This is a genomic window from Amycolatopsis sp. SB7-3 (assembly GCF_041021335.1).
GTDB classification, from domain to species: Bacteria; Actinomycetota; Actinomycetes; order Mycobacteriales; family Pseudonocardiaceae; genus Amycolatopsis; species Amycolatopsis japonica.
The window spans coordinates 222,986-244,260 of sequence record NZ_JBFPJQ010000005.1 but is presented as its reverse complement, the minus strand read 5'-3'; the positions used below and the strand labels follow the sequence as shown (position 1 = coordinate 244,260).

General features: G+C 69.0%; 25 protein-coding genes. 6 read left to right on the top strand and 19 right to left on the bottom strand.

The window, feature by feature from the left end; translation table 11 throughout:
- Nucleotides 1–59: 59 nt before the first annotated feature.
- The 4 genes from AB8M46_RS31295 to AB8M46_RS31280 all read right to left on the bottom strand — a co-directional run bounded on the left by AB8M46_RS31295 (nucleotide 60) and on the right by AB8M46_RS31280 (nucleotide 2,630).
- Nucleotides 60–770: a hypothetical protein gene (locus AB8M46_RS31295; RefSeq protein ID WP_394362554.1), complete on the bottom strand. Its 711-nt coding sequence runs from the start codon at nucleotides 768–770 to the stop codon at nucleotides 60–62.
- Between the two features lie 22 nt (nucleotides 771–792).
- Nucleotides 793–1,164, bottom strand: coding sequence for a hypothetical protein (locus tag AB8M46_RS31290; RefSeq protein ID WP_037345225.1), 372 nt, complete (start codon nucleotides 1,162–1,164; stop codon nucleotides 793–795).
- A gap of 25 nt (nucleotides 1,165–1,189) precedes the next feature.
- On the bottom strand, nucleotides 1,190–1,558 hold the full coding sequence (locus AB8M46_RS31285; RefSeq protein WP_073848829.1) for a roadblock/LC7 domain-containing protein: 369 nt from the start codon (nucleotides 1,556–1,558) through the stop codon (nucleotides 1,190–1,192).
- A 232-nt stretch (nucleotides 1,559–1,790) separates the two neighbouring features.
- Nucleotides 1,791–2,630, bottom strand: a complete 840-nt coding sequence (locus tag AB8M46_RS31280) for a helix-turn-helix transcriptional regulator (protein WP_394362553.1) — start codon at nucleotides 2,628–2,630, stop codon at nucleotides 1,791–1,793.
- 117 nt (nucleotides 2,631–2,747) lie between these two features.
- On the opposite strand from AB8M46_RS31280, the gene AB8M46_RS31275 reads away from it, so the two are divergent.
- Nucleotides 2,748–3,806, top strand: coding sequence for an aldo/keto reductase (locus tag AB8M46_RS31275; protein WP_394362552.1), 1,059 nt, complete (start codon nucleotides 2,748–2,750; stop codon nucleotides 3,804–3,806).
- Between the two features lie 30 nt (nucleotides 3,807–3,836).
- Here AB8M46_RS31275 and AB8M46_RS31270 read toward each other — a convergent pair whose 3' ends face one another.
- Both AB8M46_RS31270 and AB8M46_RS31265 read right to left on the bottom strand, forming a co-directional pair.
- Nucleotides 3,837–4,463: a response regulator transcription factor gene (locus AB8M46_RS31270; RefSeq protein ID WP_037345210.1), complete on the bottom strand. Its 627-nt coding sequence runs from the start codon at nucleotides 4,461–4,463 to the stop codon at nucleotides 3,837–3,839.
- Complete coding sequence (locus AB8M46_RS31265) at nucleotides 4,460–5,629, bottom strand: sensor histidine kinase (protein WP_394362551.1); 1,170 nt, start codon at nucleotides 5,627–5,629, stop codon at nucleotides 4,460–4,462. The genes AB8M46_RS31270 and AB8M46_RS31265 overlap by 4 nt, the downstream gene beginning before the upstream one ends.
- Nucleotides 5,630–5,815: 186 nt before the next feature.
- Here AB8M46_RS31265 and AB8M46_RS31260 point away from each other — a divergent pair, with 186 nt between their 5' ends.
- The 4 genes from AB8M46_RS31260 (at nucleotide 5,816) to sigJ (ending at nucleotide 8,991) form a co-directional block, all read left to right on the top strand.
- On the top strand, nucleotides 5,816–6,367 hold the full coding sequence (locus AB8M46_RS31260; RefSeq protein ID WP_037345206.1) for a heme-binding protein: 552 nt from the start codon (nucleotides 5,816–5,818) through the stop codon (nucleotides 6,365–6,367).
- Nucleotides 6,368–6,516: 149 nt separating this feature from the next.
- Nucleotides 6,517–7,092 carry an ankyrin repeat domain-containing protein gene (locus tag AB8M46_RS31255; protein WP_394362550.1) on the top strand — a complete coding sequence of 192 codons (576 nt, stop codon included), beginning with the start codon at nucleotides 6,517–6,519 and terminating at the stop codon, nucleotides 7,090–7,092.
- Nucleotides 7,093–7,177: 85 nt separating this feature from the next.
- On the top strand, nucleotides 7,178–7,996 hold the full coding sequence (locus AB8M46_RS31250) for a hypothetical protein (RefSeq protein ID WP_394362549.1): 819 nt from the start codon (nucleotides 7,178–7,180) through the stop codon (nucleotides 7,994–7,996).
- A gap of 83 nt (nucleotides 7,997–8,079) precedes the next feature.
- On the top strand, nucleotides 8,080–8,991 hold the full coding sequence (sigJ, locus tag AB8M46_RS31245) for an RNA polymerase sigma factor SigJ (protein WP_394362548.1): 912 nt from the start codon (nucleotides 8,080–8,082) through the stop codon (nucleotides 8,989–8,991).
- A gap of 3 nt (nucleotides 8,992–8,994) precedes the next feature.
- Here the strand turns inward: sigJ and AB8M46_RS31240 are convergent, their stop codons facing one another.
- From AB8M46_RS31240 to AB8M46_RS31200, 9 genes are all read right to left on the bottom strand, one after another.
- A complete protein-coding gene (locus AB8M46_RS31240; RefSeq protein ID WP_037345201.1) occupies nucleotides 8,995–9,429 on the bottom strand; it encodes an ester cyclase in 435 nt (144 codons plus the stop codon).
- Nucleotides 9,426–9,896 (bottom strand): carboxymuconolactone decarboxylase family protein, encoded by a 471-nt coding sequence (locus AB8M46_RS31235; protein WP_125735051.1) that lies wholly within the window; start codon nucleotides 9,894–9,896, stop codon nucleotides 9,426–9,428. The genes AB8M46_RS31240 and AB8M46_RS31235 overlap by 4 nt, the downstream gene beginning before the upstream one ends.
- 84 nt (nucleotides 9,897–9,980) lie before the next feature.
- Complete coding sequence (locus tag AB8M46_RS31230; protein ID WP_394362547.1) at nucleotides 9,981–11,045, bottom strand: zinc-binding dehydrogenase; 1,065 nt, start codon at nucleotides 11,043–11,045, stop codon at nucleotides 9,981–9,983.
- Nucleotides 11,042–12,253, bottom strand: coding sequence for an MFS transporter (locus tag AB8M46_RS31225; protein WP_394362546.1), 1,212 nt, complete (start codon nucleotides 12,251–12,253; stop codon nucleotides 11,042–11,044). Before AB8M46_RS31225 ends, AB8M46_RS31230 begins: the two co-directional genes overlap by 4 nt.
- Before the next feature lie 82 nt (nucleotides 12,254–12,335).
- The gene (locus AB8M46_RS31220; RefSeq protein WP_394362545.1) at nucleotides 12,336–13,205 is read right to left on the bottom strand and encodes an intradiol ring-cleavage dioxygenase; all 870 of its coding nucleotides are present in this window, start codon (nucleotides 13,203–13,205) and stop codon (nucleotides 12,336–12,338) included.
- Nucleotides 13,202–14,272 carry a maleylacetate reductase gene (locus AB8M46_RS31215; RefSeq protein WP_394362544.1) on the bottom strand — a complete coding sequence of 357 codons (1,071 nt, stop codon included), beginning with the start codon at nucleotides 14,270–14,272 and terminating at the stop codon, nucleotides 13,202–13,204. The genes AB8M46_RS31220 and AB8M46_RS31215 overlap by 4 nt, the downstream gene beginning before the upstream one ends.
- Nucleotides 14,269–14,658, bottom strand: a complete 390-nt coding sequence (locus tag AB8M46_RS31210) for a nuclear transport factor 2 family protein (protein ID WP_037345193.1) — start codon at nucleotides 14,656–14,658, stop codon at nucleotides 14,269–14,271. Before AB8M46_RS31210 ends, AB8M46_RS31215 begins: the two co-directional genes overlap by 4 nt.
- Nucleotides 14,655–15,515, bottom strand: a complete 861-nt coding sequence (locus AB8M46_RS31205) for an NAD(P)-dependent oxidoreductase (protein WP_394362543.1) — start codon at nucleotides 15,513–15,515, stop codon at nucleotides 14,655–14,657. The genes AB8M46_RS31210 and AB8M46_RS31205 overlap by 4 nt, the downstream gene beginning before the upstream one ends.
- 93 nt (nucleotides 15,516–15,608) lie before the next feature.
- The gene (locus AB8M46_RS31200; protein WP_394362542.1) at nucleotides 15,609–16,325 is read right to left on the bottom strand and encodes a helix-turn-helix domain-containing protein; all 717 of its coding nucleotides are present in this window, start codon (nucleotides 16,323–16,325) and stop codon (nucleotides 15,609–15,611) included.
- A 158-nt stretch (nucleotides 16,326–16,483) separates the two neighbouring features.
- Here AB8M46_RS31200 and AB8M46_RS31195 point away from each other — a divergent pair, with 158 nt between their 5' ends.
- Complete coding sequence (locus AB8M46_RS31195) at nucleotides 16,484–17,218, top strand: hypothetical protein (protein ID WP_394362541.1); 735 nt, start codon at nucleotides 16,484–16,486, stop codon at nucleotides 17,216–17,218.
- On the opposite strand, the gene AB8M46_RS31190 is transcribed toward AB8M46_RS31195, so the two are convergent.
- Genes AB8M46_RS31190 through AB8M46_RS31175 form a run of 4 tightly spaced genes read right to left on the bottom strand, consistent with a single transcriptional unit; the run spans nucleotide 17,196 to nucleotide 21,247 of the window.
- Nucleotides 17,196–18,509, bottom strand: a complete 1,314-nt coding sequence (locus AB8M46_RS31190; protein WP_394362540.1) for an MFS transporter — start codon at nucleotides 18,507–18,509, stop codon at nucleotides 17,196–17,198. The two genes, AB8M46_RS31195 and AB8M46_RS31190, sit on opposite strands and share 23 nt — an antisense overlap.
- A 5-nt stretch (nucleotides 18,510–18,514) precedes the next feature.
- Nucleotides 18,515–19,663 (bottom strand): galactonate dehydratase, encoded by a 1,149-nt coding sequence (gene dgoD / locus AB8M46_RS31185; protein ID WP_394362538.1) that lies wholly within the window; start codon nucleotides 19,661–19,663, stop codon nucleotides 18,515–18,517.
- 10 nt (nucleotides 19,664–19,673) lie between these two features.
- Nucleotides 19,674–20,270 (bottom strand): 2-dehydro-3-deoxy-6-phosphogalactonate aldolase, encoded by a 597-nt coding sequence (locus AB8M46_RS31180; protein WP_037345187.1) that lies wholly within the window; start codon nucleotides 20,268–20,270, stop codon nucleotides 19,674–19,676.
- Nucleotides 20,267–21,247, bottom strand: coding sequence for a 2-dehydro-3-deoxygalactonokinase (locus AB8M46_RS31175; protein ID WP_394362537.1), 981 nt, complete (start codon nucleotides 21,245–21,247; stop codon nucleotides 20,267–20,269). Before AB8M46_RS31175 ends, AB8M46_RS31180 begins: the two co-directional genes overlap by 4 nt.
- Nucleotides 21,248–21,275 lie beyond the last annotated feature (28 nt).

The window sequence follows — 21,275 nt, the reverse complement described above, 5'->3', positions numbered from 1 at the left end:
AAGGCCTCCTTGCCTACCCTGAAGGTGGTGAAGGAGGCCTTCACGGACACGCGAGCGGCCTAACGCCAGTGCCTCGGCGGGAGTTCCACTTCGACTCCCATGATCGTCGCGGTCGGCCTGCGGCGAAGCCACCGGCCCCCGCTCGTGACGTCGATCAGGTCGGCGGTGAAGGCCTTGCGCTGTGCGGGTGTCACCGCGTGCCAGCGCATCTTGAACGCCGGACGGACCGGCGCGATGAACGGCCGGACCGGCTCGTGGGCGCGAGCGAACACGGCCTCGAAGTCCCGGATGGGCACGTACATCAGTTCCAGATCGATCAGGGGCTCTGGTCCCCCGGCCCGATGACGGCACCGCGCGAGGATCCGGGCGAACTCGTCCACCGCGAGCCGCACGGCGCCGGGTACGTGGTGCTGCCAGTGGCCGAGGAACGGCGCGTTGATCGCCCCCGCCGTCAGCTCGTCCGGCAGCACGATCACCGCCCGGACCGCGGTTCCGGCGAGCTCCACGTGCAGCCGGGTCCACCTGCCGTCGGTGTCGAGGAAGAACCGCGGTGGTGGTATCCCGCCACCCTGCCGGATCCGTTCTTTCACCGCGACGAACGGATGGTCCGACGGTTCGGCGTCCAGGGCCTCACGGCCGTCCGGCAGGACGAACACGAACTCGAGCCGATCGCCGGTGAGCTTCAACCCCGCCGGGAACAACGAGCCGAGAACGCCGATGAGCGCCGAGCCGGCGACGAGTGCGTGGTGACTGGACGCGACTCCGGTCATCGCCGGCTTCCCCCGTTCGTCTTCAGACCTGCAACTCCGTCTCGACGCGCTTGAGATAGTGCCGGGCCAGCGCGAGATTCGCCTGGTCCCGGTCCAGTACCAGGTACAGGAAGAGGGAGCTCCTGGCGTTCACGGAATCCAGCAGCCGGATCAGATGATATTGGCGGTGCAACGTGATGAGGATGTCCTCGATGCTGTCGTTGAGCGACAGCGCGGACATGACCCGCATCTTCGACCTGACGACATCGGTGTTGCCGGCCGCCGCGACCTCCAGATTGAGCCAATCACCTCCCCCGCTGGTGCCGAGCGACATCCCGCTGTCGTAATCGACCAGCGCGACACCGACCGCCCCGGCGATCGACATGCATTCCTTGAGCGCGTTTTCGATGTTCATCGGACTCACTTTCCTGGTTTGACGACTAAGCGGCCAGTATCGAGCTGATCCGATCGATGACCGGGCGGCATTCGAAAAGAAGGCGGCCGACATTCAGCTGCCGGTCTCCCATGATGACCATGAGCGCCATCCGGTCGATGGCGTAAACGGCCATGTAGCCGTCACTGCTGAACACGACGGTCTGCCGCAGCGTGCCCTTGCCCGTCACTTCGGCCGCCTGGCGCGCGATCCCGAGATTCGCGGCGGCGAGCGCGGAAACCTCCGCGGGGTCGATGTTCTTCGCCGCGTCGGCGACGATCGGTATTCCGTCGACAGCGGCTATCACCGTGTCGGTCACCCCGGCGACATTGTCCCGCAAGGTCCGCAATTCGGCGATCAGTGCGTCGAAATCCACGACTCATACTCTCTTTTTCCGAAGGCCCATCACTGAATGACACGAGGCAATGATCACTCGTTGGAGGTTTCTCGACCGCGATGGACCGTACCACCGAAATCAGCCGTCACCTATGCGTCGAACCGACGTCATAGGGGCATCACGCGATCGGCCCATACACTTTCCGTGTACGCACCAGGTCATGGGTTTTTCGTACCGCCGGCACCGGAAATCAGCGCGGTACGCGAATTGCCTACCGCCGGGGAAGGGCGAACAACCGGCCCAGCGCCGAGCGGCTTTCCTCGGTCGTGGCGCGGTAGATCACCAAGCGCTGGTCCTGGTCCTCGAGCGGGGTGAGTACTTCGTAGTCCAGTTCGACCACACCGGCCTCGGGATGCCGCATCACCTTGTGCCCGCGGCCGTTGACCTTGACGTCGCGTTCCGCCCACAGCCGCGCGAATTCCTCGTCGGCGGTGAATTCGGTGATCAGCTCGGTCAGCGCCTGGTCGTCCGGATGCGCGGCCCACGCGGCGCGCAGATGGGCGATGCCCTCCCGCACGACACGTTCACGATCCGCGTAGAACTCGCGGATCTCGGGGTGCTTGAGGCACAACCACATCGCGTTCCGCTGCGACGGCGGCAGGGTGCCGAAGTCCACCAGCAGCCTCGCCATCTCGTCGTTCCAGACCAGGATGTCGTAGCGGTGGTTCATCAGCATGGCGGGCAGCGGCGAAAGATCCGCGACCAGCCGGGCCAGCGACGGTGCCGCAGTGGTGGCGGGCTTGCCGGTGTCGCGGGGACGCTGCCGGGCCAGGTCGAAGAGGTAGGCGCGTTCGTCGGGAGCCAAGCGCAGCGCCTTGGCCAGCGCCTCCACGACGTCGGCCGACGGCCGCAGCCCACGGGCCTGTTCCAGCCGCACGATGTAGTCGATGCTGACCGCCGCCAGTTCGGCGACCTCTTCCCGGCGCAGCCCCGGGGTCCGCCGGGACCGACGGCGCGACGGCAGGCCGAATTCCTCCGGGTCCAGGCGTTCACGCCGGGTCCGCAGGAACGCGGCCAGCTCCTGTGTCGTGTCCACGGTGGAAGTCGTCATGTCCGGTCCAACAGGCAGGGTAGGACCCCTGTTCCCAGGAAGTGTTCTCCCTTATCCCCCGCTCGCGGCGGTCGCAGACTCGTCTTCGACAACGGAACACGAGCACAGGAGGACCCGATGTCGCTCACCCTCGACACCTATCGGCTGCTGGGCCGGTCCGGGCTGCGGGTTTCCCCGCTGGCGCTGGGCGCGGCCACCTTCGGCACGGACTGGGGCTGGGGCGCCGAGCAGGACGAGGCACGCAAGCTGTTCGACCGCTACGTCGAACACGGCGGCAACTTCATCGACACCGCCAACACCTACACGAACGGCAGCTCCGAGCGGCTGCTGGGCGAATTCGCCCGCGACCGCCGCGAAAGCCTCGTCCTGGCGACGAAGTACACGACCTTGCGACGCCCCGGCGATCCGAATTCCGGCGGCAGCCAGCGCAAGAGCCTGTTCGCGTCGGTGGAAGCCAGCCTGCGGCAACTGGACACGGACTACCTCGATCTGCTTTATCTGCACCTGTGGGATTTCACGACGCCGGTCGAGGAGATCCTGCGCGGGATGGACGATCTGGTCCGGCAGGGCAAGGTCCTGTACGTCGGGATCTCCAACACCCCGGCCTGGGAGGTGTCTCGGATGCAGACGATCGCCGACCTGCGCGGCTGGTCACCACTGATCGCGCTGCAGATCGAGTACAACCTCATCGAGCGCACCGGAGAACGTGATCTGATCCCCATGGCCCGCGAGATGGGACTGGGCGTGGTCCCGTGGTCGCCGCTGGCCGGCGGGGTGCTCACCGGGAAGTACAGCCGAGCCGATCTGTCCGCGACGCCGTCCGAAGACGGCACCCGCAAGGACTTCAACCTCGCCTTGGGCACACTCACCGAACGCAACTTCGCCATCGTGGACGTCGTGAAGGAGGTCGCCGCGGAACTCGGCCACACCCCCGCCCAGGTCGGTCTGGCCTGGACCCTGCGGAACCCGGGCGTGACGGCACCGATCATCGGCGCCCGCACCTCCGAGCAGCTGGAGGACAACCTCGGCGCGCTGGAGGTCGAGTTCACCGACTCGCACCTGGCCCGCCTCGGCGAGGCCTCCGCGATCGAACTCGGCTTCCCGCACGACATCCTCGCCAGGACCTCGATCCTCGCGCTGACCCGTGGCGACATGACGATCGAACCGCGCCGCTGAACCTCTGGATGGGCCCTGCAGGCGACGCTTTCAGTTGCGGATGATCCTCCGTTCCGTGGCGACGGCGACCGCACCGGCACGGCTGTCGACACCGAGTTTGTCGTAGATGTGGACGAGGTGTGTTTTCACCGTGGCTTCGGAGATGAACAGGCGCGCGGCGATCTGCCGGTTGATCAACCCTTCCGCCACCAATTGCACGATCTCGGTCTCACGAGGGCTCAGCGCGGGCGCCGGAGCCCGCATGTGCCCGAACAGCCGGGCCGCGACCTGCGGCGCCAACGCGGTCTCCCCACGCGCGGCCGCGTGGATGCCCTTGAAGAGGTCCTCGGGCGGTCCCGCCTTGAGCAGGTAACCGGTGGCGCCAGCGGCCACCGCCCTGGTGATGTCCAGTTCGGCGTCGTAGGTGGTGAGCACCAGCACCTTCGGCGGATCCGGCAGGGCGGTCAGGCGTTCGGTGGCGCTCACGCCGTCCGGACCGTCGCCGAGCTGCAGGTCCATCAGCACGACGTCCGGCTTCTGGGCGGTCGCGAAGCGCACGGCCTCTTCGGCGCTCGCGCATTCGCCGATCACCTCGAAGCCGGGCTCACCGGCCAGCAACGCGGCGATACCGGCCCGCACGACCGGATGGTCGTCGACGATCAGCACCCGGACGGTCATCGAACCTCCCTGGTGGGCACGGCGACGGCGAGCGCGGTGCCCTCTCCCGGCGCGCTCTCGACGACCATCTCACCACCGAGTTCGGCGACCCGCTCACCGATCATCCGCAACCCGTTCCCCCGCAAGCCGCTCGCGCGAGTCGAAGCCGGGGTGAAACCGACGCCGTCGTCACGAATGTCGAGGACGACCTTGTCGGCCAGATAGGTCAGCGTGACGGCGGCCTTCGTCGCCCTGGCGTGCTCGCTGACGTTCGCCAGCGCGCTCTGCGCGACCCGGAGCAGACAGGACTCCACTTCGGGTTCCAGGGGATACGGATCCCCACTGGTCTCGAAGCGCACCGGATGCGTGGCGGCGAACGTGACCTGCTCGGCGAGCGCGGCCAGGGTCTCGCCGAGGTCGGTGCTCTCCAGCCGCGGCGACCCGAGGCCTTTGACGAACCGGCGGGCTTCGTCGAGGTTGTCCCCCGCCGCGTCGACGGCGCGGGACACGTGGGCTTTGGCCAGTTCCGGATCCGTGTCCCACGACCGCTGCGCCGCCTGCAGGAGCATCCGCAGGCTCGAAAGCCCCTGCGCGAGGACGTCATGGATCTCTCGCGCCAGCCGCTCCCGTTCCTCCACCATCCCGGCCACTCGCTGGCTCTCGGCGAGGTCGATCCTGGTGCGCAGGAGCTCCCCGACGGTCTGACCCAGTTCGTGCCGGTCCCGGTCGAGTTGCAGGAACGTCATCGTGGCCATCAGCGCGACCGCGATGGGCGCGAGCACGATACTCGGATCGAACCCGTCCGCGATCCTCAGCTGGGCGAGGATGGTCGCGACGGTCAGGAGCACGACCACCGCGATCATCATCCGCGGGCGCAGCATCTGCAGGCAGACGAAGAACAACGGTACGGCGCACCAGGCGAAACTCGGCGCGGCCACCACCAGTGCCAGCCAGACCGCGATCACCGCCGTCAGCCACACCGGACGCCACCGGTCGAGCGCCTCCCAGCTCAGCACGCCCGCCACGTAGACCAGCGCGAGCGCGCCGGTGAGCACGAGGATCAACGGGGTGGCACCGCTCAATCCGTGTCCCGCGACGAACCGTGCCACGGACGCGGCGAGCAGCAGGAAGAACCCGGCGTGCATCGCGGCGTTCAGCCCTGTGGTCTCGCCCAGATGCGGTTTCATTCCGGCCCTCCCTTCCTCGCCGATGATCGTATGCGGGGAGGCGGGGTGCTCCGCATCAATCGTTCGGTTGATGCCCGCACCGACCGCTCGGCGCCCGATCGATATCCGCTCTCCCGATTCGCCCCGGCCCGCCAGGCGGGAAAGTCGAGGGAGAACGAAACACCCCCTCACCGCAAAGGAAATCCGATGAACGCCAAGCTCCCCCGCACTCGTCTCGTCCTGGGCATGACGGCCGGCCTCGCGACCGTCGCGCTGGCCACCGGCGTGGGCGCGGCGCAGGCACAGCAGGACCGCAAACCGCAGCCGCCCGCCGCCGCGCAGGCCGTCGTGCAGACCAGCGTGCTCGGCGTCGACGCCGCCACTCGCGCCGCGCAGGCCGCGCTGGACGCCGCCGAGAAGGAGGGCCAGCGGGTCACCGTCGCCGTGATCGACCGGTCGGGCGACGTCCGCGTCCTGCTCAAGGGCGATGGCGCCGGGCCGCAGACGGAGGAGTCCGCCAAGCGGAAGGCCTTCACCGCGGTCTCCTTCGGACAGCCGACCTCCGCGCTGGCCAAGAACGCCCAGGGCGACGGTCCGACCATCCGCGACATCCCGGGCACGCTCTTCCTCGGCGGCGGTGTGCCGGTCGCCGCGAACGGCGGCCCGATCGCCGGGATCGGTGTGGGCGGCGCGCCCAGCGGCGACCTGGACGAGAAGTTCGCCGCGGCGGGCCTGCGCGCCATCGGGGAACTTCGCTGATGATCGGTGAGCGGGCGATCGTGGCTCTGCTCGCCGCCCTCGTGCTCGGTGCCTGCTCCCCGCAGGCACCGAGCGCACCACCCCCGGCGGCACCGAGCACCACCACCACGCCACCCGCGTCGTCCCAGCCGCCCCGTCAAGGAGTCCCTGTGAGCCAACTCTTCGAAGCCGACGCGAACCGGGTCCGGCAGGCCGTCGACGACGGTGCCGACCTGGAGACCCGTGACGATCGCGGCCGGACCCCGCTGCTCGTCGCCGTCACCGAGAACCGGCTCGACGTCGCCGAGATCCTCGTCAAGGCGGGCGCAGACCCGAACGCGCTCGACGGGCGGCACGACACACCGTGGCTGGTCACGGGGGTCACCGGCAGCGTCCCGATGGCGAAGCTGCTGCTCGGAGCCAAGCCGGATCTGACCATCACCAACCGGTACGGCGGGGTCTCGCTGATCCCCGCCTCCGAACGAGGGCACGCCGAGTACGTGCGGCTGGTGGCGGGCAGCGGGATCGACGTCGACCACGTGAACGACCTCGGCTGGACCGCGCTGCTGGAAGCGGTCATCCTCGGCGACGGCGGGCCGCGCCATCAGGAAGTGGTCCGGGCACTCGTCGCCGCGGGTGCCGATGTGAACCTCGCCGACAAGCAGGGCGTCACTCCCCTCGCCCACGCCCGGACCAAGGGCCAGACAACCGTCGCCCGGATCCTCGAGGAAGCCGGGGCACACTGACTCCGGCGGAAAAGAGCTCTGACCTGGCGATTATTTTCTGTTATGCCAATTGACACAAGACTCCACGGCTGGCTACGGTTCAGCCGTGGAGCAGGCACGAGGACGGGGCAGGCCGCGCAAGGACCCGGCGGCACTGGCCCGATGGACGCCTCCTGAAGGGTGGTCACGGCTGGTCGCGTGGGTCTCCCCTGAAGAAAAGAAGGCACTGAAGCACGTGGCCGTCGAAGCCGACGTTTCCGTGGCGGAGCTGATACGGGCGCTCGCCGGCGGGCTGACCGCCGGCGTCATCACTCCTGAGGAACTCATCGGGCACGTCGTGAAAGGCAAGACAGTCATGGAGAAGATCCCCACGCTTTTCGAGCGCGACGAGCGCTTCCACGTCATCGACAAGCCTCGCGCCGAGTGCGCCTGGGTATTCGACGGCGCCGGAGTGGGAACCGAGAAACTCGACGGCACCAACGTCCGGCTGACCGTGCGCTCGGGACAGCTGGTCCGGGTCGAGCGGCGCCGCAACCCGAGCAAGGCGCAGAAGCAGCAGGGCATCGTGGACGGCTGGTACGTGGACACCGACAGCGAATCCGCCGACGACAAGTGGATCCTCGCGGCGGCCGGGAACACCGACGTGTCCGGCTGGCCCGACGGGGAGCATCCGAGCGAGGCGCTCGGCCCACGTATCCAGGGAAATCCCCTCGGACTGGAAGAGCACCGGTGCGTCCCGTTCGATCTCCAGGCACCGACGTTGCCCGAAGTACCGCGCAGCTACCACGAACTGCGGGACTTCCTCGACACGCTGGACAGCCGGTTCTCGCCTGGGCACGTGGCCGAGGGTGTCGTGTTCCACCACCCCGACGGACGCCGGGCAAAGATCAAGCGCAAGGACTTCCCTCGCGCGGTAACGGCATAGCCCCGCCGCCGGAGGTGACCTCACATCCGGCGGCGGTGTCTCGTCGTACCCGGGACACCACACGCGACGAGGGGGCGAAACCCATGAACGAACCGACGCTCGATCCGGGACTCAAGGCGATCGTGAGTGAGCGGCGTCAGCTGATCGGGCTCGCGTACCGCCTGATCGGATCCCTTTCCGAAGCCGAGGACGTGGTGCAGGAGACCTACACCCGTTGGTACGCCTTGTCCCCCGCGCAGCGGGATGCGATCGAGTCCCCGGGAGCCTGGCTGACGACGGTCGCCAGCCGGATCTGCCTGGACCTCCTCGGGTCGGCACGCGCGCGAAGGGAACGCTATGTCGGCGAGTGGCTTCCCGAGCCGCTGCCGGGACATGTCGAGTGGACGACCGGGCGGCCGCCCGCCGTCGACCCGGCCGACAGGATCACCCTCGACGAGTCGATCAACATGGCGTTCCTCGTCGTGCTCGAATCGCTGACCCCGGCCGAGCGGGTCGCGTTCGTCCTGCACGACGTGTTCCGCTACGCCTTCGCCGAGGTCGCGGAGATCGTCGGCCGCAGCCCGGCCGCCTGCCGCCAGCTGGCGTCCTCCGCGCGACGTCGTATTCGTGCGACGCAGGTCGCGCCTGCCCCGGTCGCCCGGCAGGCCGATCTCGTCAGGGAATTCAAGAAGGCTTGGGAAGCTCAGGACATCCAAGCGCTCATCGGTCTCCTCGATCCCGGAGTGAAGGCGGCCAGCGATGGCGGCGGCGTCGTCAGGGCGGCTTTGCATCCGTTCGAAGGGAGCGAGGAGGTCGCTTCCTATCTCATGACCTTGGCGCGGTGGACGTCCGGTCTCGATCTGGTGGAGCGGGACGTCAACGGCCTGCCCGGCCTCGTGCTCCAGCAGGCAGGACAGACCGTCGCCGTCTTCGCGTTCCACGTCGCCGGGGACCGCATCCAGCACATCTGGGGGATGCGGAATCCGGAGAAGCTCCGGCCCTGGGCCGGAGCCTGACCGCTACGCCGCGAGGGCGCCGAGTTGCCGTAGCTGGGTGAGGACGTCCACCACACCCCAGATCTCGGCGACCCGCCCTCCGGCGAAGCGGAGGATGAAGATCTCGTTGTAGGAAACGGTCTTCCCGGTGGCGGGCAGTCCCCGGTACTCGCCCTGATGGGTGCCGGTGACGGTGTTCCGGCAGACGATCCTGTCCCCGTCGGCGAGTACGTCCTCGGCCTTGACCCGCAGGTCGGGGAAGGCGCGAAGCAGCACCGTCCACACTTGTTTCAGTGCCTGAGCTCCGGTCGTCTCCATCGGTACCGGCGCGTGGAACACCACGTCCGGCGCGACGACCTCGTCGATCGTCTTCTCGATGACGGCGAAGTCGCCGGTGTTGGTCGCCTCGTGGAAGCGGCTGAACGCCGCCCGATTGCGTGCCGTCTCGGTGATGGTCATGCGAACTGCCCCACCCGGTAGTCGCCGCCGGGGTTCTGGACGATGGCGTTCACCCGGTTGAAGGCGTTGATCAGCGAGATCACTCCCACCAGCGCGGCGAGCTGGTCCTCGTCGAAATGCTTGGCGGCGTTCGCCCACGCCTCATCGCTGACCCCGCCACCGTCGGCCATACGGCAGGCCTGCTCGGTCACCTCCAGCGCGGCACGTTCGGCCTCGCTGAAAACCGTCGCCTCGCGCCAGACGGCGACCAGGTTGATCCGCACGTCCGTCTCGCCCGCGGCGGCGGCTTCCTTGGTGTGGATGTCCAGGCACACCGCGCAGCCGTTGATCTGGCTCGCGCGCATCCGGACCAGCTCCTGGATCGTGAGCGACAGCGGCGAGTCGGCCAGCCCCTTTCCTGCCGAGATCAGGGGCCTCATGAACTTTCCGCCGACCGGGTTGGCGAAGTAGTCGAGCCGCGCGTTCATCGCGTTCTCCTTGCGGTAGTGGATGTTTCTGCCCTACCGACGACGCGGCCGCGCGAAATGTGAGGCCGGGGATCTCCGCCGAGGTCACCGGGGTCCTCCGAACGCGACCAGGATCTTGCCGTCGACCTGTCCACCGGCGAGCGGTTCGAGGCCTCGGCCGACCAGATCGTCCAGCTCGATCACGGAGTGGAGCATCAGTGGCGCGAGCGTGCCTTCGGCCAGGATCTCCAATGCCGGACCCAGGTCCTCGTCGCAGATGTGGGCCACGGTCGAGTCGACAGTGACTTCGCGCAGGGTGAGCGTGAACAGATCCACGGCGGGTTTTTCCTTGGGCAGGCCGACGGCCAGCACGCGTCCGCCGGTGGCCACCATCCTCAGCGCGGTCTCGAACTGCCCGGGTGCGCCACTCGCCTCGATCACCACGTCGGCGCCCCGGCCCGCGGTGCTCTCCAAGACCGCGTCGACGACGTCCTCGCGTGCGGAGAGCGTGCGATGGGCGCCCAGCTTCAAGGCGCGTTCGAGTTTGGCTCCGGGAAGGTCGATCACGGTGACCTCCGCTTGCCTCAGATGACCGAGACCGGCCAGGACGAAGGTGCCGATCGCACCGGCGCCGATGACCACGACGGAGTCGCCGTCGCGGACTCCCGCGCGGCGGGCGGCGTGCAGGCCGACCGCCAGCGGTTGCGCCATTCCCGCCGCGTCGAGCGGGAGCCCGTCGGGAATCGGCCTCAACGTCCTGGCGGGTGCCGCGACGTACTCGGCAAGGCCGCCCGGCGCGTTCAGGCCGAGGGTGTAGTAGGCGCGGCAGATGTTGGTACGGCCCAGCGCGCAGCGGTCGCACTGTCCACACCAGACTCCGGCACCCGCCGCGACGAGCGTGCCCGCGGGCAGCCCGGCACGGCCGTCGACGACCTCGCCGACGAACTCGTGGCCGGGGATCGTCGGCCCGAGGTGACCGCTGGCCGGATGCCGCCGGTGCAGCGGCACCATCACCGGCCCGGCCGCCCACTCGGTCGCGTCGGTGCCGCAGATCCCGCTGCGCCGGACGGCGACGAGCACCTCGTCCGCGCGGGGTTCCGGAACCGGGACCCGTTCGATCCGGAGGTCGCGGTTTCCGTGGTACACGGCGGCTTTCATGGTCTCGCTCATGTACCGGCCTCGACTTCGAGCCGGTCGGCGACGGGTTCGTGGACGCCGGTTCGTGGCAGTAGCAACGTCGCCAACGCGGCCAGCGCGAAGAAACCGGCGCACACCAGGAGTCCTCCGCTGAAGCCGACGACTCCAGCGAGCCCTGCCAGACCGAAGGGTGCGAAGGCGGAGATACCGCGGCCGACGTTGAAGCAGAATCCCGCGCCGGTCGCGCGGGCTCGCGTGGGGAACAGCTCGCCGAGATAAGAACCGAAAATGCCGAAGAAGGCGGTGAACGCGCCGAACAGCGGGCCGAGCCACAGCAGACTCGTCTGATGTGTGGTGAAGGCGTAGACGGGTAGTGTGAGCGCGACGCCGAACAGGGTCAGGATGATCGTCCGCCGGCGGCCGACCCGGTCCGCGAGCATGCCGAAACCGTTGTATCCCAAGAACATTCCCAGGTTCAGGATCGTCACGAACAGGGCGACGTCGCCCGCGGGGAGACCGCGTTCGGCGGTGAGATAGGTCGGCAGCCAGGTCGTCGCGCCCCAATAACCGGTGAGCGCCAGCGCGGCCATGAGCGTGCCCAGCAAGGTGGTCCGGCGCAGCGATCCGCTCAGCACGTCTCGTACCGTGACCGCGTGCTCGGTCCGCTGCACCTTGTGCGCGACCCAGTCGGCCGACTCGCGGAAGAACACCAGCACGACGAGTACGGGCACGGCCACCGCGGTACCGGCGACGAGGAACATCAACCGCCAGTCGGGCAGGAACTGTCCGGACACCACCGCGGCGAGCGCGCCTCCGGCGGGGAAAGCACTGATCACGAACGCGGCGGCGCGACCCCGGTGCCGCGAAGGCCAGGTCTCGACCACGTACGCCGACACGACGCTCCACACCGCGCCGAGCCCGATCCCGGCGAGGAATCGCAGGATCAGGAACACGGCGAAGTTCGGCACGACTGCCAACGCCGCGGTGAACACCCCAAAGATGACCAGTGACGCGATCAGCGCCTTCTTCCGGCCGAAGTTGTCCGCCACGTAGCCGCCCGCGACACTGCTGACCCCGATGCCCAGCAACGTCGCGGTCGCGAGGAGACCCGCTTGCGTCGCGGACAGGCCCATGTCGTGCCGGATCGCCGGGAGCGACAACGACAGCAGGACGATTTCCAGCGCGTCGAACAGATACGCGAGGAAACACCCGCCCAACACGATCCATCGGGTACTTCGCATCTTGCGCCTCCACAGTGAGGTTTCCGGGCAGGCGGAACCGGACGGCCACCGTGATGGGAGCCGCCGGGCGGGGAAAGCGGGGTCAGGCCGGCTCGGCGACGAGCACGAGATCGAAGGTCAGGCTCGCCCATTCACCCGCGGGCCGGGAGCCGTCGGGAGCGGTGCCGCCGTGGTGCTTCCCGCTCTTCACGACGAGACCTTCCTTGACGCCGAACACGGCATCGTCGTCCAGGTAGGGGTCGCCGTCGAGGAAGATATGCGTGATCAGCGTCCGATGCCCCGGCGCAGTGACCTTGAAGTGCAGATGCGCGGGCCGCATCGGCCCCCGCCCCGCCGCCTTCAGCAGATCGCCGACGGGGCCGTCGTGCGGGATCGGATAGGGCGCCGGCAGGACCGACCAGAACCGGTATTCACCGTCCGGCCCGGTACGCAGCCAGCCCCGCCCCGCCGTGCGGTCATCGGTGTACTGGACGTCGTAGAAACCGTCCTCGTCTGCTTCCCAGACGTCCACACGCGCACCCGGGATCGGGGTGCCGTCGGTGTCGCGGACCTGCCCCGACACATGGCAAGGTGTCCCGGCGGCGCCGCGCGCGATGTCGCCGCCGAGCGGGATCTCCGGTGAGTCGTCGACGAAGAACGGGCCGAACACCGTCGCTTCGGTCGCCCCGGGCACCTTCGGCTCGTTGATGGCGACGGTCAGCATGGACAGGCCGAGGACGTCGGACAGCAGGATGAACTCCTGGCGGCGGTCGTCGGTGATATGTCCGGCGCGGGTGAGGAACCCGATGGCCGCCTCCCATTCCTGTTCGCTCAGGCGGACATCCCTGGCGAAGGCGTGCAGGTGGCGGACGAGGCTCCGCATGACCTGCCGCAGCCGTGGATCGGTGGTCCCGTCGAAACTGGCCAGCACCTCGTCGGTCACGGCCTGTTCGCGGTCCGAAGCGGGGCTCATGGGATCTCCTTCGCGGGATCGGTTCCGGCCCAGGCGGCACGCAGCAGGGCACCGAGGCCGTCGGCGGTGACCGGACGCGGGTTGTCGGCGGGAGCGAGCGCGAGGATGTCTTCGAGCACGACGTCGGCATAGTCCTCCCGCAGGCCGAGTTCCCGCAAACCGGCAGGCACGCCGAGCTTTTCGCCGAGCCGCCGCAATCCCTCGACAGGGTCGGCCAGGCCGAGCGCGGAAGCGATCCGGGAAGCCGCTCGGGGTGCGGCGGACGCGTTGAAGGCCAGGACGTACGGGAGCACGATCGCGTGGGTCTGAGCGTGCGGGAGGTCGAAGGCGCCACCCAGGACATGGCAGATCTTGTGGTGCAGCCCCGATCCCGCGACGGCGAAGGCCGAGCCCGCGAGATACGCGCCGAGCAGCAACTCGGTACGCGCGTCGAGGTCACCGGGGACGGCGGCGACCGCGGGCAGTCCGGCGGAGAGATGCCGGATCCCGTCTTCGGCCACGGCGCTCGACACCGGATTCCGCCGGGGCGCCCAGAACGCTTCGACACAGTGCGCCATCGCGTTCAGTCCACTCGCGACGGACAGGTCCACGGGCAGCGTCAAGGTGAGTTCGGGATCGTAGACGACCGTCCGCGGCAGTACCCGCGAGTCGGTGCCGGTGCGTTTGCGGCCCTCCTCCGTCAGCCCCCACACCGGGGTGACCTCGGATCCGGCATACGTGGTGGGCACGGCGACGATCGGCAGCCCGGTGGTGAGCGCGACGGCCTTGGCCGTCCCGGTCGTCGATCCCCCGCCCACGCACAGCACGAGATCCGCTCCGGCCGCCGCCGCGCGGGCGCGTTCGGCGACCTCGACCGGGACGTGCGGACGGACTCCCGGGAACGTCGTCGCGATCCGGTCCGCGAACGGGGCGCACAGTTCACGCGCCAGGGCCGCCTCCGAATCCGCCGCGACGAGCAGGATCCGCCCGGCGCCGAACGCTTCGACCTCGTTCAGCAGTCCGGTCCGCGCGACACCGGGACCGAACACCACCCGTGCGGGCAACGCGTCGTAGACGAAGGCGTTCATCGCGCGGGCTCCGGCAGGACGGTGGGCTGATACGCCAGCAGCAACCAGCGCTCGTCCTCGCGCACCCACACGGCCAGGGACCGGTTCGCGAGGGTCTTGCGCGTCCCGCCCGCGGTGATGTCGGCGTGCATCTGTCCCACCACGGCCGCGGTGTCCCCGGCCACCGTGATCCGGTCGACGGGATGGTCGATGCGGTGGTAGACGTAGAAACCCGAACGCAGCTTGTCCAAATAGGACTCAAGGGTGTCGGTGACCGCGTTCGAATGGGTGTACGCGAGTTCGGGATGGGCGTGCGCGGCGAAGGCGGCGAAATCGCCGGCGATCACCGCCTCGTACCGGGCGTCCTCGAGGGCGCGGATGGTCGATTCGACGTCGCCGCTGGTCATGAGCGTGCTTCCTCCTTGGTCACCGGCCGGTTGCGCAGCCGCAGCGCCGCGAGCACCTGGGCCATGTCTTCTTCGCCGTGCCCTGTCGCCGTCGCCTCGTCCAGCACGGCGTAGGCGGCTTCCGCCCCCGGCAGGTCGAGTCCGGCGGCGAGTTCGAGAGCGAGGCCGAGATCCTTGCGGATCAACGAGATCGGGGCCGCGACACCGGCGGACGCCGGGGCCAGGAACGCCGCCTCCTTGTAACCGACGTAGGGCGCGCCCGCCGCGCTCGTGCGCAGAACGTCATAGAAGACCTTGAGATCCAGCTCGCCCGCCTCGGCGATGAGCAAGCCCTCGGCGACGCCTTGACTGAGGGTGGCGAGCACGGCGTTGACCGCCAGTTTCGCCGCGGACCCCGAACCGGCCGGACCGGTGTGGAACTGTGCCGACGTCATCGCCGCGAGGATCGGGCGGACCCGTTCGAACTGCTCCGCGGTACCGCCGACCATCGTGGTGATCGTCGCCGACTCGGCCATCGACACGCTCCCGGACACCGGCGCGTCGATGACGTCCACCGGCCCGGTCCGGGCCAGCTCCTTCACGAGCGCGGGTCCGACGGTGCCCATGACCACGTGCAGGTGGGTCCGTCCGGCACCGGCCAGCCCGGCCAGCACCAGATCCCGCGTCGCCGCGCCGTCCGGCAGCATGCTGATGGACAGCTCCGCCTCGGTGAGCCCGGCCGCCGAGCCGACCGCCGTGACGCCCTCCGGAACCCGGCCGAGACCCGGGTCATGGGCCAGGACCGTATGCCCCGCCCGTACGAGCCGGAGGGCCATCGGCAGCCCCATCCGGCCGAGGCCGGCGAATCCGATCAGCACGGCATCTCCTCTCCGTCGCCCTTGCCTTGCTCAAGTGTTCACTAATATTGAACACTTGAGCGCAGGCGTCAAGTAGCAGCGGACGAGAAGTCTTCAGTCGCAGTCGCCCTTCACGGACGGCACGCCCAGCAGCGCCAGAGCCTCGACGGCGTTCGACGGCCGCGCCGAATTCTCGCCGGAGAGCCCTCCGACCTGGGATTCCACCCACTCGCGGGTGTGGTCGAGGTCGCGCCTGCCGGATACGAACCACACGCCGCGCGCGGGTTCGTTGCCGTGATTGAGGTACATGTGCGGACGGGTGGAGTCGAAACACAGCGAGTCGCCCGGCGCGAGCAGATGCCGGTCGAAGTCGAGCAGCAGGGTCAACTCGCCTGAAAGCAGATAGGCATACTCGGTTCCGCTGTGCCGCATCAGTTTCCGGTCGACCGAACTGGCCGCGCCGGGCTCGTAGGTGACCAAGAGGGCGTCGACGTCGGTCTGGCCGCCGATGGCGAGCCGCTCCCACCGGACGCCGTTCGCCATCTCGAGGACGGGGTTGTCCGCGGCACGTTGGACGACCCCGGAAGACACCGGCGCGACCGGCCGCTCCTGGGCGGCGGGCGAGCCCGCGCCGATGCCGAGCAGTTCGTCGAGCGAGATGCCGAGGTGGCTGACCAGCGCGTACAGCGTGCTCACCGAAGGCTGCGACCGTCCCGTCTCCACCTGCGACAGCAGGCTCGCCGAGATCCCGGCGGCGGTCGCCACCTTGCGCAGGCTCAGCTTGCGTTCTTCCCGCGCCTGCCGCAGCGCGGGCCCGATCCTGTCCTCCACCGCGAGCCCCCTTGCACCTCAGTTCGACGGCACTGAACAGTACCGCCGCGTTCGAGCCTCCGCACCGGCCGACGTGACTGCGGCGCGTCTCACTTGACAGTACCGTTCAACGCCATTAAACACTGCGACGCAACCCGCTCACCGATCCGGAGGCACCGATGCCCACTACCGAACCGACGATCGAGGCCGTGCTGGCCGGGCGCCCCGTCTCACGCGAGGACGTGCGCGCGTGGGAAGCGAAGCGGATGGGCAAGGCCGCCGCGAAGATCGGGCTCCCGGCACCGACCGGCGAACTCTCCCTGATGCGGACGGCTTTCGCCGACGCCAAACTGGACCTCGGCCCGGACGAGATCCGCCGCCGCCTCGGCCGGGACATCCGCCGGGCGGACGCCGTCGCGCGGACGTCCACCCGCCTTTCCCGCGGCCGGCGGGTCACCAGCACCTGCGACCTCTTCGTGCGCGGGGCAGGGACCGCCGCCGAATTCCTCGCCTGGTTCGACGACACCGGCCGGGACGACTACGCCCGCAGCATGATCGCCGCCAACCCGGACCACTTCCTGATCGACACCGCGCCCGACGGGCGGCAGGAGGTCATCGAGACGACCGGCGGCAGTCCGCTCGCGACCCGGTTCCTGGTCGACTACACCGACACCGCGGAGATCGTCACCCACCGGGACGCGGCGTTCCCGCTCGAAGCGTCGGGCGTCGCCAGGTCCGGGTCGGGGCTGGCCATCGGCGGGGTCCGGCACGAGTTCCGCGACCACGCCGACGGCTTCCACGCCCACCTCTGCGTCGAGTTCCCGCGGCTCACGATGCCCACGATGGTCACCCAGCACCGGATGCACCTCGCCTGCGAGTTCTCGAACTGGATCACCCTGGCGTTCGGACGCTGACCACGCGGTCCCGCTCGGCCACGCGCTCGACCTTGCCGACCAGAAAGACGTAGGACAGGATCCCGGCGACCGTGATCACGGTCATGTAGGCGAAACCGGGCGCGAAACTGTCGTCGGTGACGATCAGGCCGATGACGATCGGCGTGGCGATCGACGACAGGTTCCCGATGAAGTTGAACATCCCGCCGGTCAGCCCGAGCAGCCGCCGCGGCGCCAGCGCGGAGACCAGTGACCACGTGATCGACGCGAGCCCGTTGCCGAAGAAGGCGATGGACAGGATCACGATGACCATCGTGGTCGAGTCGGTGAACCCGGCCGTGACCATCACGGTGCTCAGCAGCAGTCCGGCGATGATGGGGCCCTTTCGCGCCACCCCGAGCGAAGCTCCGCGCCGTACCAGGAAGTCCGACAGGACACCGGAAACCAGCACGCCCACCAGCGCCGCGATGAACGGCAGCGACGCGAGGAAACCGGACTTGATGTAGTCCATTTCCCGGTACTCGACGAGATACGTCGGGAACCAGGTGAGGAAGAACCAGAGGGTGGAGGTCAGGCAGAACTGTCCGAAGTAGATTCCCCACAGCTTCCGGCTGCCCAGCACGGTCGCCAGATCCGCACGGGTGATCCGCGCCCGCTCCGGCCGCTCGCGCGGCAGGTCCACCAGGCCGCCGCCGGACCGGATCAGCTCCACCTCGGCCTCGTTGGCCCGCGACTCACGTGGTTCGCGGTACTTCGCGTACCAGAGCACGGCCCAGAGGATGCCGACCAGACCGGTGGCGATGAACACCCAGTGCCACGAAAGCACGGTCTGCAGCCAGGACAGCACGGGCGTCAGCAGGGCGAGGCCGATGAACTGGCCCGAGGTGTAGAAGCCGATCGCCGTGGCGCGTTCGCGTTCCGGGAACCAGACGGTCGCGATCTTGCTGTTGATCGGATAGGCGGGCGCCTCGAAGACGCCGACCATCAGCCGCAACGCGATCAGCGCGACGAACCCGCCGATGATCCCCATGAAGAACGTCGCGAGCGACCAGAGGATCAGGCAGCCCGGATACAGCAGCCGCGGCGGGATCTTGTCGACCAGCCAGCCGCCGGGCAGCTGCAACGCGGCGTAGGTCCAGCCGAAGGCCGACAGGAGGATGCCCTGTTCCGCTTTGGACAGGTCGAGTTCGCCTGCGATCGCGGGCATCGCGATCGACAGGTTCGACCGGTCGAGGTAGTTGATGACGACGGTGATGAACAGCATCACCGCGATGAGCATCCGGAACCTGGTGGGACGCACGGCGGTGGTCATCGCGCTCACCATTCCGCGAAGGAGCCGTCGGCGTGCCGCCACACCGGATTCCGCCAGCGATGCCCCTCGGCCGCCCGTTCGGCGACGTACTCCTCGTTGATCTCGATGCCCAGCCCCGGCCCGCCGGGGATGGCGACCTGGCCGTCGTCGTAGGCGAACACCGACGGATCCGCCAGGTAGTCGAGGAGATCGTTGCTCGTGTTGTAGTGGATCCCGAGGCTCTGCTCCTGGATGGTCGCGTTGTAGCAGCCCGCGTCGATCTGCAGGCAGGCCGCCAGCGCGATCGGGCCGAGCGGGCAGTGCAGCGCCAGGCCGACGTCGTACGCCTCGGCCATGTGCGCGATCTTGCGGGCTTCGGTGATGCCGCCGCAATGCGACGGGTCCGGCTGGATGATGTCGACGGCACCCGACGCCAGCACGGTCTTGAAATCCCACCGCGAGAACAGCCGCTCGCCGAGCGCGATCGGGATCGGCGAGTTGCGGAGGACGTCGGCGAATCCGTCGACGTGCTCGGAAAGCACCGGCTCCTCGACGAACATCAACCGGTACGGCTCCAGTTCGCGCAGCAGGACCTTGGCCATCGGCTTGTGCACGCGGCCGTGGAAGTCCACCCCGATACCGATGTTCGGGCCGACCGCCTGGCGTACCGCGTCCACGTTGGCCACGCAGTGGTCGACCTTGTCCCAGGTGTCCAGATAGGACAGTTCCTCGGTCCCGTTCATCTTCACCGCGCTGAACCCGCGGTCCACCACCTCGCGCGCGGCGCGGGCGGTCTCGGCCGGGCGGTCGCCGCCGATCCACGAGTACACCTTGATCCGATCGCGCACCCGGCCGCCGAGCAGTTCGTGCACCGGGACACCGAGGGCCTTGCCCTTGATATCCCACAAGGCCTGGTCGATGCCGGCCAGCGCGCTCATGTGGAGTCCGCCGCCCCGGTAGAACCCGCCGCGGTACAGGACGGTCCACAGATCCTCGATCTGCGAGGGGTCTTTGCCGATCAGGTAGTCGGAAAGCTCCTCGACGGTCGCCGCGACCGAAGCGGCCCGGCCCTCCAGGACCGGTTCGCCCCAGCCGGTGACGCCCTCGTCCGTTTCGATCTTCAGGAACGACCAGCGCGGCGGCACCTGGTATGTCGTCATTGACACGATCTTCATGGTTCTTTTCCTATTCCTGGTGCCAGATCTCGGAAAGTGCGCGGGCACGGACGCCGACCGCGCCGGCGGTGTCACCCGGCCGGTAGAGGCAGGAACCGAGCCCCGCCCCGGCCGCCCCGGCGGCGGCCCAGGCCGCCAGGTTCGTTTCGTCGACCCCGCCGACCGGCAGCAGTCCGACGTCGCGCGGCAGCACGGCGCGCCACGCCCTCATGCCCCCGATACCGACCGCGTCGGCGGGGAACAGCTTGAGATACCGGGCACCCGCGGCCAGCGCGGCGAAGGCCTCGGTCGGCGTCGCGACGCCGGGATACGGCGTCATCCCCTCGGCCACGGCGGCGGAGATCACCGCGCGATCGGTGTTGGGCGCCACGATCAGCCGCGCTCCGGCCGCTTTCGCCCGGCCGACGTCTTCGGTGGTGAGCACGGTGCCCGCCCCGATTTCGCACCGGTCCCCGAACGCGTCGGCGAGCAGGCGGACGCTCGCGAACGGTTCCGGTGAGTTCAGTGGTACCTCGATGGCGGGGAATCCGGCGTCGACGAGCGCCCGGCCGACGCCGACGACCTCGGCCGGAGTCACCCCGCGCAGGATCGCGATCAATCCGGTCACGGTTTCAGTGTCCTTTCGAGACGGTCTTCGAGCAGTCCGGCGGCCGTCGCGATCCGCCACAGCCCTCGGGCGGTGACCTCTTCGGACAGTACGATGGCCTCCACTCCCCTTCCGGCGAGGGCGGTGGCGTAGCGACGGCAGAGTTCGTCCGCGCCGCACAGCACCACACGGGTGTCGGTGTCACGCAACAGATGCGAGACCTCGTCGGCGATCAGGACGCCGGAAAGGTAGTCGGGCAGCGACTCCGGTTCCAGGACGCCGTCGAGCACGAGCGGGCGGGCGCCGAACGCCTCGGTGGCGAGCCCGCGCGAACGCCGTCCCGCGGCGAGCCCCCGCGAGAACGCCTCTTCGTCGGCGACCGGATCAGCGGCTGTGCGGGCGAGGATGCCGTGCGCGATCAGCAATCCGTACAGTTCGCCGGTCATCGCGGTGGTGAATCCGGTGACGATCCCGTCCTCGAGGCGGACCCATTTGCTGTGCGTACCGGGGAGCACCACGGTGAGCGGTCCGCCGGGGTCGCCGAGCGCTTCGAGCACGCCGACCAGTTGTGTTTCCTCGCCGCGGATCACGTCGCCGGGGTGCGCGCCGGACGGGATCCGCAGTCCCGGCACGAGATGGAGCACGCCGTCGCGATGCGACACGGGGACGAGCGACGGGAAGTCGAGCCTCGCCGGGACGGTGCGGTAGCCGGAGTCGGTCCAGCCCTGCGCGCTGCCCACCATGCCGGCGGCGAGGGCGGGCAGTCCGGGGAACTCGGTGAGCCAGTCTCCGCAGGTCTTCCGGAACGCCGACTCGTAGGCGGCCGCCCTGGCCCGCGGGTCGCGGAGGTCCACGTCCTCGGTCGTGGTCAGCAGTCCACGCCCGGCGCCGCGGGCGGCCAGGATCCCGCCGTCCGCGCCGAGCAGCCAGGCACGCTGACCGGAGGTTCCCCAGTCGAGCGCGATCAAGGCGGGTTCGGTGTCGGTCACGAGCGACATCGTGCGGGCGCTTTCCCGATAATGCGAT